At 56.1% G+C, this 16,428-nt stretch carries 14 protein-coding genes and 1 riboswitch; of the genes, 7 read left to right on the top strand and 7 right to left on the bottom strand.

The features are described from left to right. Positions 1 to 193 precede the first annotated feature (193 nt). Positions 194 to 380: riboswitch (cobalamin riboswitch) on the top strand. 130 nt (positions 381 to 510) lie between these two features. Beyond that, complete coding sequence (metE, locus tag VHE58_04555) at positions 511 to 2,817, top strand: 5-methyltetrahydropteroyltriglutamate--homocysteine S-methyltransferase (protein ID HVS26553.1); 2,307 nt, start codon at positions 511 to 513, stop codon at positions 2,815 to 2,817. A 200-nt stretch (positions 2,818 to 3,017) separates the two neighbouring features. Here the strand turns inward: metE and VHE58_04550 are convergent, their stop codons facing one another. The 5 genes from VHE58_04550 to VHE58_04530 form a co-directional block, all read right to left on the bottom strand. Then, complete coding sequence (locus VHE58_04550; protein ID HVS26552.1) at positions 3,018 to 3,632, bottom strand: hypothetical protein; 615 nt, start codon at positions 3,630 to 3,632, stop codon at positions 3,018 to 3,020. Between the two features lie 68 nt (positions 3,633 to 3,700). Continuing rightward, complete coding sequence (locus VHE58_04545) at positions 3,701 to 4,159, bottom strand: hypothetical protein (protein ID HVS26551.1); 459 nt, start codon at positions 4,157 to 4,159, stop codon at positions 3,701 to 3,703. Positions 4,160 to 4,224: 65 nt separating this feature from the next. Next, positions 4,225 to 4,626 carry a winged helix-turn-helix transcriptional regulator gene (locus VHE58_04540; protein HVS26550.1) on the bottom strand — a complete coding sequence of 134 codons (402 nt, stop codon included), beginning with the start codon at positions 4,624 to 4,626 and terminating at the stop codon, positions 4,225 to 4,227. A gap of 71 nt (positions 4,627 to 4,697) precedes the next feature. Next, entirely contained in the window at positions 4,698 to 5,273 is a 576-nt protein-coding gene (locus VHE58_04535; protein HVS26549.1) for a hypothetical protein, read from the bottom strand. An 84-nt stretch (positions 5,274 to 5,357) separates the two neighbouring features. Beyond that, positions 5,358 to 5,915: an ATP-dependent Clp protease proteolytic subunit gene (locus VHE58_04530; GenBank protein HVS26548.1), complete on the bottom strand. Its 558-nt coding sequence runs from the start codon at positions 5,913 to 5,915 to the stop codon at positions 5,358 to 5,360. A gap of 270 nt (positions 5,916 to 6,185) precedes the next feature. Between VHE58_04530 and VHE58_04525 the strand changes: the two genes are divergently transcribed. Next, positions 6,186 to 7,127, top strand: coding sequence for an integron integrase (locus VHE58_04525; GenBank protein ID HVS26547.1), 942 nt, complete (start codon positions 6,186 to 6,188; stop codon positions 7,125 to 7,127). Positions 7,128 to 7,194: 67 nt separating this feature from the next. Here the strand turns inward: VHE58_04525 and VHE58_04520 are convergent, their stop codons facing one another. Further along, positions 7,195 to 7,419: a hypothetical protein gene (locus VHE58_04520; protein HVS26546.1), complete on the bottom strand. Its 225-nt coding sequence runs from the start codon at positions 7,417 to 7,419 to the stop codon at positions 7,195 to 7,197. A gap of 398 nt (positions 7,420 to 7,817) precedes the next feature. On the opposite strand from VHE58_04520, the gene VHE58_04515 reads away from it, so the two are divergent. The 4 genes from VHE58_04515 to VHE58_04500 all read left to right on the top strand — a co-directional run bounded on the left by VHE58_04515 (position 7,818) and on the right by VHE58_04500 (position 12,398). Beyond that, a complete protein-coding gene (locus VHE58_04515; GenBank protein HVS26545.1) occupies positions 7,818 to 8,570 on the top strand; it encodes a hypothetical protein in 753 nt (250 codons plus the stop codon). A gap of 272 nt (positions 8,571 to 8,842) precedes the next feature. After that, positions 8,843 to 9,874: a site-specific integrase gene (locus VHE58_04510; protein ID HVS26544.1), complete on the top strand. Its 1,032-nt coding sequence runs from the start codon at positions 8,843 to 8,845 to the stop codon at positions 9,872 to 9,874. Positions 9,875 to 10,241: 367 nt separating this feature from the next. Continuing rightward, positions 10,242 to 11,393: an MBL fold metallo-hydrolase gene (locus VHE58_04505; protein ID HVS26543.1), complete on the top strand. Its 1,152-nt coding sequence runs from the start codon at positions 10,242 to 10,244 to the stop codon at positions 11,391 to 11,393. A 525-nt stretch (positions 11,394 to 11,918) separates the two neighbouring features. Then, positions 11,919 to 12,398, top strand: a complete 480-nt coding sequence (locus VHE58_04500) for a hypothetical protein (GenBank protein ID HVS26542.1) — start codon at positions 11,919 to 11,921, stop codon at positions 12,396 to 12,398. 64 nt (positions 12,399 to 12,462) lie between these two features. Here the strand turns inward: VHE58_04500 and VHE58_04495 are convergent, their stop codons facing one another. Continuing rightward, positions 12,463 to 14,346: a potassium transporter Kup gene (locus VHE58_04495; GenBank protein ID HVS26541.1), complete on the bottom strand. Its 1,884-nt coding sequence runs from the start codon at positions 14,344 to 14,346 to the stop codon at positions 12,463 to 12,465. 697 nt (positions 14,347 to 15,043) lie between these two features. Between VHE58_04495 and VHE58_04490 the strand changes: the two genes are divergently transcribed. Continuing rightward, the gene (locus VHE58_04490; protein ID HVS26540.1) at positions 15,044 to 15,613 is read left to right on the top strand and encodes a hypothetical protein; all 570 of its coding nucleotides are present in this window, start codon (positions 15,044 to 15,046) and stop codon (positions 15,611 to 15,613) included. Positions 15,614 to 16,428: the final 815 nt, after the last annotated feature.

The following is a 16,428-nucleotide window of genomic DNA, read 5'->3' as shown; positions in this document are numbered from 1 at the left end:
GACCCAAAGCGGTCATTCCTGCTGACCGTTAATCCGGGTTCTTGGTTCGAGCCCTGATCGGGCTGCCATCCAACTACGAATGAGGCTTTTGCGAACCGCCACATTTGTCAACCAATACAGGTTAGCTTTCAGAAAGTCGTGGGCGTCCGAAAGTTATACACATGCACGATAAACTGTTATTCTTTGCCTTGGATTTTTAGCCATGGGATAAGGTTTCGCTATACGCGAGCAACAGGGAATCGTGTGCAAATCACGAGCTGTCGCGCAACTGTAAGTCACGTACAAGGTTTGTGCCATTGATGCCCACTGTTCCAGCAAGGAATGGGAAGGGTGGCCAAACGTGACAAGCCAGGAGACCTACCTTACCCGCAACGGCGATGCTTCCGCGGTCTGAGGCTCAGTCGGGTGGACTCTTTGCGCCTGCATTCGTGAGGTGTGTTCGCCTTTCCTCTTTCCGTGGCAGGATCGCTACGTTCTTGGTAGCGCCAACCTGTGAAAGGAAAGATGCACATGCTTACGCACAACCTTGGCTATCCGCGTATTGGTAGCCACAGAGAACTCAAAAAAGCTTGCGAAAGTTACTGGTCTTCCCAGATCAGCCTTGATGAACTCCTGGAGGCCGGCCGGACCATCCGCAGGAATAACTGGCAGCTCCAGCACGGGGCGGGCATTGATTTAATCCCCTGCAACGATTTCTCGTTTTACGACCAGGTGCTCGATCTCTCGCTCATGGTTGGCGCGATACCCGCGCGCTACCGACCGCTGCTCGAAAAATCCGATGGTTCCGAGTTGGATTTATACTTCGCCATGGCGCGGGGCTATCAGAAAGACGGTCTCGACATCATCGCCATGGAGATGACCAAGTGGTTCGATACCAATTATCACTACCTGGTGCCTGAGTTCACCAAGAACCAGGCGTTTCGTTTGAGCTCGCGGAAAATCTTCGATGAATTCCAAGAGGCCCGAGCGATTGGCATCAACGCCAAGCCCGTCTTGATCGGACCGGTGAGTTATTTGCTCCTCGGCAAGGAGAAAGAACCGAGCTTCAACCGCCTTGACCTGCTCGACCGGCTCTTGCCGGTTTACTTACAAATTCTAGGCGAACTTCAAGGTCTCGGCGCGCAATATGTCCAGATCGACGAACCCTTCCTCGCACTGGATTTGCAGGACGAAGCGAAGCGCGCCTATGAATCGGCCTATGCCAAGATTGCAAAAGCGTGTCCTGGACTCAAGATCATCCTCGCCACTTACTTTGCAGGGCTTGACGATAATGCCGAGCTAGCTGCGAGCCTTCCGGTGCGCTTCCTGCATCTGGACCTGGTCAGGGCGCCGGCACAACTGAACACCGTGTTGTCGTTGATCCCACCCGAGTTGGGCCTCTCACTAGGGGTCGTGGATGGCCGCAATGTGTGGAAAAACGATTTCGTCCATTCCTTGGCGCTGATCGCCAAGGCCGTGGAAAAGCTCGGTAGTGAGCGAGTGATGCTGGCACATTCCTGTTCGCTGCTGCATGCGCCCTGTGACCTCACAATCGAAAACGACGAGGCGGCGCTGCCCGGCGAGATCAAGCGTTGGCTGGCTTTTGCCCGGCAAAAGCTGGATGAAGTCGTTACGCTGAAGGGATTGGCGCAGCCCGAGACCCACAGGCAATACGCTGGCAAGCTCAAGGAGAACTTGCTCGACATGGAGAGCCGCCGCCAGTCGGTTTTGATCCACAGGCCGGCCGTGAAGCAGCGTCTTGCCGCCGTTCTTCCTGGCGATCTCAAACGCCAAAGCCCTTTTGGCGTGCGCCAGGCAAAACAACACGCGCTCCTCAAGCTGCCTTTATATCCCACAACCACGATCGGGTCCTTCCCCCAAACTGGTGAAGTGCGAAAGCTCCGGCGCCGCTTCCGTAAGGGCGAATTGACGCAAGAACAGTACGAGGCGGCAATTCGCAGGGAAACCGAGCAGGCCATCCGCTGGCAGGAAGAAATCGGTTTGGATGTGCTGGTGCACGGCGAGTTCGAACGCAACGACATGGTGGAATACTTCGGCGAACTTCTGGACGGTTTTGCGTTCACCGCTAACGGTTGGGTGCAGAGCTACGGTTCGCGCTGTGTCAAGCCGCCCATCATCTATGGTGATGTGGAACGCCGAGCGCCGATGACGGTGAAATGGTCGCAATACGCGCAGTCGTTGACCACTAAGCCTGTCAAAGGAATGCTCACCGGGCCGGTCACGATCCTGCAATGGTCATCCGTACGGGACGATCAGCCACGTTCGATCACGACGAAACAGATCGCCCTGGCGATTCGCGATGAAGTGTGCGACCTCGAAAAAGCCGGCATCCGCATCATCCAAATCGACGAACCGGCCATCCGCGAGGGGCTGCCCCTGCGCAAGGCGGAGTGGAAGGATTATCTCCGTTGGGCCGTAGATACCTTCCGGTTGGCCTCGTCCGGTGTGGCTGACGAGACTCAGATCCATACCCATATGTGCTACTCGGAGTTCAACGATATCATCGAGTCCGTTGCCGAAATGGATGCCGATGTCATCACCATCGAAACATCCCGGTCGCAAATGGAGCTGCTCGACGCCTTCGCGAGGTTCCGTTATCCGAACGAGATCGGTCCAGGCGTCTACGACATTCACTCGCCCCGCGTTCCTACCGAACAGGAAATGACTGCGCTGCTGCAAAAAGCGCAAGTTGTGTTACCGGCCCGCAACCTGTGGGTCAACCCCGACTGCGGCCTGAAGACCCGAAGGTGGCCGGAGACCAAGGCGGCGCTTGCCAATATGGTTGCCGCTGCGAAGGCGTTGCGAGAGCAAGTATAGAAGGAACCATTGTCACGATCCGCTCGCCAGTGTCCGCTTTTGGCCGAAAGCTGACTTCCCTAAACGTCGGCTAACGACCCTTAGCTGACCTTCGCTCTGCCCGAAAGCAGACGTTCAACGTTCCGGTTGAGGCGCGCGAGCTTAGGCGCGCAGCGCCGGGCCAAAAGCGTCGCCCTCGAACCGGCTGTTAGGTCGCGAAGTTAGCGGACGCTCCAGCACTGCTTATCTCGTTCCCACCTGTACTCCTGGACTTGAACGACCTCTGGCTTCCGCAAAAACGTGAACGTGTAATGTAAGGAAAGTACCGCCTCGTTTCCTCTTTCCGTCATAGCATTCAGGTCAAGCCCCCGCGGCCCTAATTCATCCATAGTCACAAACTGCCGTTGCCGCTGGTCGCGACCGGCCATATACATACGAGGCGTGAAGAGATCGCTTAGATCGACAGTTCGATTCGCGATCGTCACGCTCACTCGTATGGTCAGATCATAGAAACTATTCGCGGTGATGTTGTGATAAGCGACCTGAGTGACGTGTACAACCTCCGGGTTAGTTTGAGACCGTGCCAGCTTGAGGTTGTTCACAAAGAGTAGAAGTGCTGGCTTCTGACTCAGAACAAACGCCTGGTTTTTCTGCAGATAGCTCCATACGACAAAGGTCGCTGAGATAAAGGCACCCGCCGCCGTAGCCAAAAGAATCAGGTACTCAACTCGCTGCGCGTTCGTAAGTCCCAGCTGATTCGATGAAACGAGGTACCAGGACGTTCCGCCCCAAGCTATGAGAATCAGTACTGATATGGTGACCGGTACCCGCTGCATGATCGCGACCTAACAACCGAGTTCAGGCGCCGCCGCAGGCGGTCGCCTGCAACGAACAGTTAGATTGTCTATTCGACTCGCTTAACACGTTCCCACTCGCGCTTCAGAACGGCCTGAACCAACGGCACCAGTGCTTTGACATCTTCAACCAACAGTTCATGATCCTTCTCCTCCCTTGAAGTGCGAATGGTTGCGGCAACCGCTCTGCGCGTATCGCCTACCAAAGACATCAGCTGTTGATGGTCTGTCTCTTTCGGATTCAGGAGTAGTTTTATCTTGGCCTCTAGGAATGCCAATCGTTCTACCTTCTCGTAAAGCTCTCTGCCAGCAGGAACCAGGGATAGGAGTGAGGCAAGAGAGATGAACTCTGCGAATGCGTCTCGCAGGCTATTAATCCAGGCTTGACGATTGGTCGCGCGGACCGCAATGCGTGACTGCCTTTGAGTGGTCCATAGCGCAACCAACGGTCCCAGCAGGACGGCGCACAGTGCTGTTACTGCCGCGACCAGTGCAATGATTTCTACCATGGGCAATCTAACGCAAAGCTAAGGCGCCGCCGAAGGCGGTCGCCTTGAGCGCCGGGTTAGGGGTCTTAGAGCAAACCATGACTGACCAAGTAACGCCGCCCTTCTTGTTCAATGCCCCACCTTTCTGACGCGGCATAAGGCGCTGGATGATGAACGAATTCGGTTGCAAGAAGTTCGTTCAAATGAAATTTGGCTAATTGCACTTCAATGTTTATTGACTTGGATATTTCTGTGACTGTTGAGCCGCCGCTCTTGGCAAGTAACAGTAAGATTTTCTCTCTCACCTCTTCGAGGCGTTGACCATGCGATTTTTCTTTTTGAACTTCATCATTTCTCCGCTGTATTTCTTGCCGCAGATCGCTTACTTGCGACTTGAGAGATGTGTTCTCGTCTTTCATCGTTTCAAGCTCGGCCTTGTAGCGGGCCGCGCTCGGAATTTCTTTGAGTAAATCAGCAATCCATCCCATAGCGTGACCCCTAACGTTCGCGTTGAGCGTGCGCGCGCCGCTCTTGCGCGCGTCCGCTCTCGAACGCGCGGTTAGTCATCATTCGCCATCTTCGCAGAGCCAGTCCATGCATCACTGTACAGGCCCAAGCGATTTTCCGCTGGAATTTTCTCGCATAGAAGATCTTTGATCTTGTCCATTCCGCGTACCGCGCGACGAGCGTTTCCCAGAGTGATTTCGGCCTCAAGCGTGGACTTTGGGTACTCACTGCGTCTACGTTCATATTCTTCCTCGGTCCAGACGACGTCCTGCTTCACAAATTCTGGTTTAGCGTGTGCTATCGCATTTCTGAACCGCGAAAGCCAGCACGCGGTTGCCCAAGGCTCCTTATTTCGGTTGTACTCAATACCGGTCTGTTGACAAATGAGCCTGAGCTTTGCAGTAGGGCTTGCACTCTCAAAGTCCTTCCAGTCAGCCATGACTCTTTCGCCGACCGCGTTGCAGATCGCCTCGAGGGACAAAGCAGACATGGTCATTGCCGTGAATTGTGCAGAGAACCAGCCGGGTTGTTTCTTCTCGGCATCCTCAAGTGCCGCAGCTGCAATCCGCAGAAGCATATGGTGTGCAGAAAAGTTGCGCTCTCGGGAAACCTTCAGTCGCACATTCATGGCCGTGTAATGATGACTAACGGCTTGCGGCTCAGCGGCACGCGCAAGCGTGTCGGCTGCAGCCGCGGGTTAGGGCGCACAACATCACACCAGGTTAAGTGAAACGATTGGGACGTCCGTCGGAATCATCGGATTCTTGATTTCACTGACGATTCCCTTCTCTAGCGCCCACTCGGGGGCCTTGCTCTCGCCCTGAGCGAACAGGGAACGAACCTCCTCGGCCGTCAACTTGGTTCTCTCCGTGATCAATCCGCGAATCTTGGACTCTGAGGCATCAAGGCCACTGAGCGTTTCTGCCAATTGACCCCTGTTCATGGAGGTGTTGGCCGCAAAGTTCCAGGTTACTCCATGAAACAGAAAGGACGAATGCACAGAGGCGAACCGTATGTTCGCCGCGAGGAAAACGACATTTGCAATCGAGTCAATGCTCCCGGTATTGTGCATCACGATCTCAACTGGGAGGGAGCGAAGGAAGTTGTATAGGGTGATGCCTGCGTCCACCCCTCCGCCCGGAGAGGCGAACAGGCAATAGATCTGGTCGGGCTTCCTTGTGTTGATCACTTCAGCAAGGCCGGCCATGATTGCCTTCACCTTAACATCGTTAATCGCGTCAAAGAAGTTCACGTAGAGCGGGCTCTTCACGCTAGTCATCTCTGATCCACCGTGCACCCTAACAGTTATTCACCAGACCGGCCGGTCAGGACTATTGAAATTCTCAGAACATGCCGATGCGCAATAACTGCTTGATTCATTGTGTGTGCCCTGAGGTTGTCTGTCCGCATATGCAATAATAATACAGATCGATGACGCCGGTGTACTGTGGAGGCTTTCACCCTCAACCAGGAGTGACACTTATGGGGCCCGATTAGCCAACCCCCTCAAAGCAACACCGTCGCCTCGCCGCCGCGCCTGATGGATCAGGTTCATGCGGTCTGCCGACGTCGGCACCTCAGTCCCCGCACAGAAGAAGCCTATCGGTTCTGGATTCGGCAATTCATTTTCTTCCACGGCAAACGTCATCCTCGGGAACTCCGAGAGGCCGAGGTGACGCAGTTTGTGAACCACTTGGCGGTTCAGCGCAAAGTCGCAGCGTCGACCCAGACGCAGGCTCTCAATGCGCTTGTGTTTCTCTATCGCGATGTACTGGTTGTTCCGCTCGGCGAGATGAGCGGACTGAATCGTGTGCAGCAGCGCAAGCGTATTCCTGTGGTGATGACAGCGAGCGAGGTTTCGGCGGTTTTGTCGCAGATGTCTGGGACAAGGGCGCTAATGGCACAGTTGATGTTTGGCTCGGGCCTCAGGGTCGAGGAGTGTTGCACCTTGCGGGTCAAAGATATTGATTTCGGCTCGTCGATCATTAACGTTCGCAATGGCAAGGACGGGAAAGACAGGGCGACCGTCCTTCCCGCCCGCTTACAGGCGGACTTGCAGGCGCACCTGATGCAGGTTGCGCAATTGCATACCGATGACCGAAGCCGTGGAGCGGGCCTCGCACCGTTACCCGGTGCGCTTGAACGTAAATATCCGAAGGCATTCGAGTCCCTCGGTTGGCAGTTCGTGTTCCCGTCTTCCGTGTGCCGACCTTGGGGTCAAAGTGGGCGCCTGGCCCGTTGGCATGTATCGCCCGCGACGATCCAGCGCGCATTCCGTCAGGCTGCGGAACGCGCGGGAATCTTGAAGCACGCGACTGTTCACACGCTGAGACATTCGTTCGCTACACAACTGCTCGCGTCGGGGACGGACATCCGGAAAATTCAACTCTTGCTCGGGCACCGCAACCTCCAGACCACGATGATCTATACGCATGTCTTGGAGGTGACCAAGCGGGTAACCAGCCCACTTGATGCACTGTGAAGCTCTTAGCTTAAGCGCATCGCACGGCCATGAGTGAGTGTTGGTCTGCTGCTGGCTCAGACTCGTCTCAGCCGACCAATAACGTGATCGAGTGACTGCTATGGGGGAAATACTCGACCGGCCGCTTTTGGCCGATTGCCGCCATCTCCGAAACCCAGGTGTATATGAGAATACGTGGCAGGAGCGCCATCACGCGAGCGGCACGGCCAATTCCCAGAAATGCCCAGTTTCGCCTGCCGGGCGCGCCCGGCAGCATTCGAATCCGCGACAGCATTTGTTCGTAGCCAAACATCCTTTTAAAGCGCCCTTCAACGCGCATTAATGCCGCGCAGGCGATATTTTGGGGGACCTGATGCGATACCTTCTGAAATTCACGACCCGCAGCGTGAAAAAGTAGGTCGAAAAGTAGGTCAAACAGTAGATGCTATAGTAGATAAAATGTAGGAGAAATGTAGAAGAAACGTAGTAAAAGCGTACAGGGCGGGTAGGTGTTCAGGTGCGCTTTGTACGCCAATTACCGTCTATAAGAGCTCATAAAAGCGTTAACGCAGCGTGTTTTGACCGCGTGGGAAGATTTCCGAGATAGCTTTTCTGAATTTTCGCGTCAAACTGTGCTAAAGCGTCAGGATAAGTTTTAATCCAAGCGCTGCTGGTTGCTCTTTGGTAGTTTATGATTTTTGTGCCCCCATAATGCGTTTTCCCCCTTGGTTGCCTCAAATTGTAGCCGACCACGCTACCCAGCTCATCGATAGCGGGGGGCTGGGTGAAAAGATGACCGAGCGGCTCAAAAGGCTTACCACCGATGCAGGGATGAGAGCCGCGTGGGCCGCCTTGGCGAAATATGCTCCCCAGCCTCAGGATCTGGTGGACTATCTCGAATACGCCCGCCTCCATTACACCCTCATGTGGCACGGCTACTGGCGAAAATTCCCCGCCCTGTCCTCCCAGCGCCGGGCGCTAAAGCGAGTTGCAAAGCTAGGCAAAGAGCTGCTCAAAGAGTTGGAGGCGATTGGCGGAAATAACCCTGCTGCCGGGCTAGCCGCCTTGGAACATCTGCTTAACCAGGTAGTCACCCATTCCTTCGCACTGCGGAAAGAAAATCAAACGATCGTTCACGCCTTCACCCTAAAACAGACCCTTGCCGATCTCCAGAGGGAGACAGGGATCGAAAACGTACTCAATAACCTGATCCAGGCTGCAGAACTCGCTCTACAAGCCCCGCCCGTAGGCCCGCGCAAGCTCCGAGACAAGAACGCCGACCGCACCGCCTACATCCAGGATTTGGCCCGCTACGTCAAACGACGCTTTGGAAAACCCTTGAACGAAGTCGTCGCCAACACCGTGAACGCTTCCTTTAACTTTCACGACAACCCGGTAACAGAAGATTTGGTCAGAAAGCTCACCCGCTCCACCCGGAAGATTTCCGCCAACTCGAAGCCCTAATCCTCCTAGACGCACCTCTCAGCTATCCTCAAAATTGGCTCATCGTGAATTAGCGATGGAGCAATCATAGGTATGAGGACGCTTGATCTTAAAGAGGCGGCGATTTTCCTCCATGTTCATCCTGAGGAATTGCGCCAGCGTGCAAAGGCGGGACTCGTGCGCGGGGCGAAGGTCGGCAGGTGTTGGGTTTTTATTGAAGATGATCTTGTAACCTATCTACGCTCGCTTTATGCTAGTTCCCGGCAAGCGTTGCAAGGTGACAAGGAGAGTTTATGTCACTTATCCAACGCGGCAATACCTGGTGGATCGACTTCGTTGCGCCGAATGGGCAACGAGTACGCCGATCTGCTGGGACTGGCAACAAAGCCTTCGCGCAAGAACTCCACGACAGGTTAAAAGCCGAATCGTGGCGCATCGCCTACCTCGGGGAAAAACCCCGAAGGCTGTGGAATGAGGCGGTCGTACGATGGCTGAAAGAGGCGAACCGTAAGGGGGCGGGCGTAGCCGATAAGTCGCGGCTGCGCTGGCTCGATCAACACCTGTCCGGCAAACCTCTCGACACCATTACGCGAGACGTGCTTGACCGCATTACGGCGGCCAAGCTTGCTGAAGGTGTAAGTAACGCAACGGTAAATCGCATCTTGGAGCTCGTGCGGGCGATTCTCAGGAAATGCATCAATGAATGGGAATGGCTCGATCGTGTGCCAAAGGTGCGGCTGTTGAAGGAACCCACAAGGCGTATCCGGTGGTTAACGCGAGCAGAAGCGTCTCGACTGCTCGCGGTGCTGCCGGGGCACCTTGCAGACATGGCGGCATTTTCTCTCGCCACAGGTTTGCGGCAGGGGAATGTCACAGGTCTGCAATGGTCGCAAGTGGATTTGGTAAGGCGCATGGCCTGGATTCATCCCGATCAGGCGAAAGCGGGGAAAGCGATAGCGGTTCCGTTGAACGCGGAGGCGGTATTGATCATCCGCAATCAGCTCGGGAAGCATCCGACGCACGTGTTCTTATTCAGGGGTAAGCCGATTATCCAGGTGAGCACCAAAGCCTGGTACAAGGGCTTAGAGCGTGCCGGGATCGTGGATTTTCGGTGGCACGATCTGCGGCATACCTGGGCGAGCTGGCATGTGCAGCAAGGCACACCGCTTTACGTCTTGCAGGAATTGGGGGCGTGGGCATCGCCGGAGATGGTGCGCCGTTACGCGCATTTATCTTGCGAACACTTGGCCCCTTACGCGGATCGCCTTTGCGAGCTTAAGGTAGTGGGAGATTTTCCCAATGGCACAAATCTGGCACAGCAGTGAAAAACAAAACGTGCTGAATTTTTGCAACGCCATGTTTTAAATGGCGCGCCCTACTGGATTCGAACCAGTGACTTTTGGCTTCGGAGACGGAAATGTGAAAAGTAGCTCCCTTTAAATCAACAACCTGTGACGCCCGCTAAACTAAAAAACAGTCACGTAAAGCCTGAATATCATTTAATCCAGTCTCAAAATGGTACAAATTTGGCTACATTGCCCGCGGCAAGCCTCCGATAACATTGCTACTACGAACTGTTAATCCGTAGGCCCGTGGTTCGAGCCCTATTCGGCGTGCCAGCACTCAATGTCCGCTATCGACTCAAAGCGGACATTGCCGTTGGGTGAATTTAGGCCAACAATATCGCTTTAGATGGGCCGCACCGGGGAGAAAGGCATGCATTGCAAGTCTTTAGGTGAGAGGCCAAGCGGTTTGCGGCTCGAGCGCATGCAATCCTCGCCTCTCTGGAGCGGAGATGGCTTTCGCAATATTCATCCGGTGCTGCCGGGTCTGCGCGATACTAGTGTACCGACGCCATCACTATCAGATTTTCTGTGCGGCAGCAATCGCCGGGTACCGCACACGGGCCTCCCCTCCGTCGATCCGCGCGAAGTGTGGTCCAGGACACCGGGCACTGGACTGCGAGCGACTAGGCTCGGTCACTCCACCGTCCTCATCGAAATAGACGGGATTCGAGTATTAACGGACCCCGTGTGGGGCCCGCGCGCTTCGCCGTCGCGTCTGGTCGGGCCGAAACGCTTCCAGCCAGTGCCCGTTGCATTACGGGCGCTTCCGCCGATCGACGTCGTGCTCGTGTCCCATGATCACTACGACCACCTCGATTATCCAACGATCTGCAAGCTGGCGAAGTCCGATGTGCCGTTCGTTACCTCACTCGGCGTCGGAGCGCACCTGGAGGCGTGGGGCGTGCCGGCGGAACGCATTGTAGAGCTTGATTGGTGGGAATCTCACACGCTACTGAACACTGAGTTATCGGTGACTGCGGCGCCGTCGCAACATTTCTCGGGTCGCGGACTCAAGGACCGTAATGCGACGCTTTGGTCATCCCTGGTTATTCGCTCCCCGCGGCACGCTGTATTTTTTAGTGGCGACACCGGCTTGACGACCGAATACGCCGCGATCCGCACCCGATTGGGCCCGTTTGATCTCGTCATGCTGGAAGTGGGCGCCTTCCACCCATCGTGGGGCCATATCCACCTCGGCCCCGAACACGCGCTTGAGGCGCTCGCCCTGTTGGGCGGTGGTGCATTCCTGCCAGTGCATTGGGGTACATTTGCGTTGGCTCTCCATGATTGGGACCAGCCAGCCGAGACGTTGCTGACGCTCGGTCCGAGGCACGGTGCGCAGCTGCTGATGCCGCGGCTGGGCGAGCCCGTTGAGCCAGCACACACCCATGAGGTCACGTCGTGGTGGCGGGCAGTCGACGTACAAGAGCCTCGACAGCAACCATCCGGGATGCCTGCCTTGACACTACCCAAAGCGATGCCGTGGCCGTTTGACTAAGCAAGGATCCACTCATGCGGGCCACCACCAAAGAAAAACGGCGCCGGCCACAATCAGCCAAAGCGCCGCTTTAAAGAGCCGGCGATTGAGGAGGAGACGCCAGCTGTTACCTTGGAGATTGCCCTCACGACTTCGCCCTGTCAATGACGTAGTTCACAACTTCGCCTCGTCAACCAGGCGATCCAGGATCGCCGAGAGCTGTGGCAACAGACCGAAAAGGGTTCTGGTGCAAAGTTCTTACGACCCTACGAGGGCTGGTGTCTAAACCGTAAACTTGATACGGTGGATAATGGGTCAGAAGCAAATTTGCACCAGTACCGGAGGTGAGCTGACTTTGCATCGGGATTAACCGCAGGATGGGGTGGGTAGTTCATCACTAGGGAGTGCATCATGATCAAATACTTTATCGGCGTATGCCTGATCCTCGCGCTCACGGCGCACGCTCAGGCCAAGGTCCAAAAACCCGGTGTAGAACGCTAGGCAATCAAAACATCGATTGCCAAAGTCGTCAGCTTGCCCACGCCCATGGCCTTCGACCAATTTGTAACCCTTCCCGACCCGCCCTCGGCTGCCCATAACAACCCAAAGTTTCAAAAGGCGCGATACCAGGGTGAGGATCAAATTGTGTCCGTTCGCGGCTACGTCCATTTGGTGGCGGGAGAGCCCGACGGGGATTACCACATCCAGATTTCAAACAGCCCGACCTCGGGTGATCACTGCATCGTGGTCGAGGTGCCCAAGGACGATCCGATTTACGTCCACGACCCGTACGTGCGCGAGAAAGCCGGGGCCGTACGCCAGTTGATCCGCGACCGGTTGCTAAAGGGGCGCGAACCCTCTAGCGGCGGCTCCGTGATGCAGCACCCGCCCTACATGGAATTTGCCGGCGCCCTGTTCTTTGACGACGCACATGTTGGCGATGCCCCGCGCGGGAAAAAGGGCATGCACGCCGCTACCCTTTGGGAGATTCATCCGGTGATCGGGGCGCGGTTTGTCAAACCCTGAATCGCAGTCGGTGCCGATGCCGAATGTCCGGTTTGTCCGGAACGGTTGATGGGGGACGTAGTGGCTAGATCTCGATCTTGGTGCCGAGCTCGATCACGCAGTTCGCCGGTATGTTGTAGTAGTCCGCCGCGGTGTGCGCGTTGCGCGCCATCGTTGCGAACAAGACCTCGCGCCACAGCGCCATGCCCTCTTTCGGCGTCGGGATCACCGTCGCGCGGCTGAGGAAAAACGTGGTCTGCGTCAGGTCGAACTCGAGCCCATAGCTCTTGCAGACCTCCAGCGTCTGCGTGAGGTCGGGCCGGTCCATAAAGCCGAAGTACACCAGCAGGCGATTAAAGCCTTGCCCGAGCGGCTCGACCGCGACGCGATCCGACGACGGCACCCAAGGAATGTTGCGGGGAACGACGGTGACGAAGACCACGCGCTCATGCAGCACCTTGTTGTGCATGAGGTTGTGCAACAGCGCATGCGGCACCGCTTCGGGATCGCCGGCCATGAACACGGCAGTCCCGGGAACCCGGATCGGCGGGTGCGCGGAGAGCGATTCCAGAAACGGCGCGAGCGGGACCGCGGTGCGCTTCTGCGAGGCGAACGTGAGCAGGCGGCCGCGCCGCCAGGTCGTCATCACGGTGAATACGACCGCGCCGATCGCGAGCGGGAACCAACCGCCCTCCCGGATCTTGAGCAGGCTCGAGGAGAAGAACGCCGCGTCGACGAAAATGAAGAATCCGGTGGCAGCGATGCACAGCCACAGTGGATAGCCCCAGCCGAAGCGGATCACGAAAAAGGTGAGGAAGGTCGTCACCAGCATTGTCCCCGTCACCGCCACGCCGTATGCAGAGGCGAGCTTCGACGAGGAGCCGAAACCGATCACCACCGCGATGATCACGACGAGCAGCACCCAGTTCGCGCCGGGAATGTAGATCTGCCCGATCTCCTTGGCCGAGGTCTGCGCGACGTGCATGCGCGGCAGGTAATCGAGCTGGATCGCCTGCTTAGTGAGCGAGTAGGTGCCCGAGATGATAGCCTGCGAGGCGATCACCGTCGCCGCCGTGGCCAACGCCACCGTCGGATACAGAGCCCAGCCCGGAGCGAGGAGATAAAACGGGTTCTCCAGCGCCTTCGGGCTCGCGATCAGCAGCGCGCCCTGCCCAAAGTAGTTCAGAATCAGCGCCGGAAACACGAGTCCGAACCAAGCGATGCGGATCGGTGCCTTGCCAAAGTACCCCATGTCGGCGTAAAGCGCCTCGGCACCGGTGAAGGCGAGCAGCACCGCGCCAAGCACTACGAACGACGCCCAGCCGTGCTGCGTGACGAAGGCAAGGGCGTGCAGCGGATCGAGCGCGCGCAGCACCTCGGGATTCCTTGCGATCGCAACCACGCCGAGCGCCGCGATCGCGAGAAACCACAGCACGGTAACCGGGCCGAACAGCGCGCCGACCACGGAAGTTCCTCTGCGCTGCAGGGCGAAGAGCGAGATCACCACTCCGACTGCGATCGGCACCACGTAGGGCTTGAACGCGGTGGTTCCCACCTCGAGCCCTTCCACCGCCGAGAGCACCGAGATTGCCGGAGTGAGTACCGCGTCACCGTAAAAAAGCGACGCACCGAACACGCCGAGCAGCATGATCGTCGCGCTCCATTGCGGATGGTCCTTCACTGCGGAGGACGCGAGCGCAAGCAGCGCCATGATCCCGCCCTCGCCCTTGTTGTCGGCGCGCATGATCAGGATCACGTACTTGAGCGAGACCACGATCATCAGCGCCCAGAAGATCGCCGAGAGTCCCCCGAGAATGTTCACGGCGTTGAGCGGAATTCCGTGTTCGGGATTGAACGTTTCCTTGACTGCGTAGAGCGGGCTGGTGCCAATGTCGCCGTAGACCACGCCTAGTGCGGCAAGGGTCAGTGCGGCGCGCGAAGATTTTCCTTGGTCCGGCTCTTTTTCCATCTCTCGCCTCGTGGTGAAAACGACGTGAGCGCGTAGGCCCCCTGCTCTGGGCGTTACCAGAGTTCGACGCTTATCAACCAGTGCCCAGATTTGCCTTGGTCGGGGAGCCGAGCAGGGCTCGAGCATTCAGGTTACCCGATTGACACGACCTCTCGCCAGTGTCCGCTTTTGGCCGTTATCGGACAATGTCTGTCAGATTAGATTGAAATTACTGCAGGTCTGCTAAGCTGCCCAAGGTAGAATTAGTTCACTCGCATAAGGTTCAAACCCCCTTGGGGACGCCACGTAATTAATGAGTTACTGTGATGCATTTTAGTCTATCCCTCATTCAGCCCCTCAATAGCGGGGCGATTTTTCGGGGAGCAAATTATGCTAGACGATGCGAGTGAAAAAAAGAGATATGGACGCTACGGCGCACTATGGGCACGTTTATTGAGTACGAATGAGCAGTTCTAACAGATCGAACCACCTCAGGAAAACAAGGGGCACTCTATGGGAGCTTCAACCCATCACCAAGATCGAGTATTCGACAGGATCAAGCTGGCAAGGGCTTGATTGAATCGCATGTAGCGCTATTGTGCCGCGTTGACCCTTGTTGTTCGACGGGAGTAATGTATTCCGAGAAAGGGGGCGTATGGTCCATTCGACTTCCAGGCAAGTTGCTCCAGTAGCAATGCTGTCGATAACGGTCTGCTTTATGCTTCTGGGCTGCTCCCCACCCACCGAAAAGGATACCAATCAGCCGCAGTCTCTGCCCGTCGATGTTGTTTCCGCTAAAAACGATATCAAGCAACTAGAGGAGCTTCTGGCGGCAATAACCCGCAGAATAGTACGGCTTGAGTCTGAAATTAACCAATACAAGAATGCCACGTTTGACCCTACCAGAGAACATGCTTTCCAGAGAGTTGATGCAAACGTTGGCACGTTTTTGGTGGTTCTTGAGAATGTTCAACCTTATCTGGACGGACAGAAAATAACGTTGCTTATTGGAAACCTTAATTATGTCATATTTAATGGCCTTACTTTAAATGTGTCTTGGGGTTCACGGGAGCCAGACTGGAGTAAACTTAATGACGAGGAAAGAACAAAAGCCGCAGAGGCATATATAAGCACGCAACATGAAAAGGAGGTCAAGCTCACCGATATTCTCCGTCCTGCCACATGGAACAAAGTGCAATTCAACATAGCGCCTGCTAAAGCCGAACAGTTTGGTGAACTACGAATCAGTATCACGACTAATCAAGTACAAATGGGCAATGCACGGTAGTTTTTTTAGCCGACGCGAGATAGCCACAAACTTTAACTCAGGGAGAATTATTCCGGCAATTCACCGGACTGGCAAGTGAGCGCGCCGCCATCAGCGGGAATGTAGTGTCCATCGCGCCCTATGGACGGCGAGATAAACTTTCGCCCGCATGGAAAATGACGCTACCCCGATGCTATAGCCCGGTCAAGACGCCATATCGACGCTTTGGAATGCTATTAGTCTTTGGTGGGGGCGCGAGAAAGGTCGCACCCAGACATTCGCGTTCCCGTCCGATGGGGCGCGCCAGTCGCCGCGCGGGCGAAATCGGCCTTGGCGCGGCTGATTCAATTGAACGTCCGCTGTTGGCCGGTTGCCGCCATCTCCGGAACCTAGGTGTGAATGAGAATACGTGGCGGGAGCGCAATCACGCGAGCGGCACGGCCGATTCCCAGAAGTGCCCAGTTTTGCCCTGGTTTGGGGGCCGAAGAGAGCTCGAACGCCAAAGCTACCTGATTAAAATAATCTCTCGCCAGTGCCCAGTTTCATCCCAGTTGGTGCGCGGTGATTTTGAGATCAGGTCGAAACGGCTGTGGGTCCGCTAGGCTGCCCAAGGTAGAATCAAGTCACTCGCAAAAGGTTCAAACCTCCTCCCTGATCTGAACCCAGCTTTGACATGACTTGTCCTCTCAAACCGCTCCAACCGGTATTAGGGGCCGGGAGTATTTTAAAGGTAACGGGGTAAATTAGCGTCCCTAGGCGTAAGCCCTTGGGTAAAGAGACCGGACTAATTAGGTGCGGGCGGTTGCGGCACTACCTGCTGCCAACCTCCCGGACAT

Source organism: Burkholderiales bacterium, from assembly GCA_035543335.1.
Lineage (GTDB): Bacteria > Pseudomonadota > Gammaproteobacteria > Burkholderiales > JAHFRG01 > JAHFRG01.
This window is presented reverse-complemented; position numbering and strand designations above follow the sequence as displayed.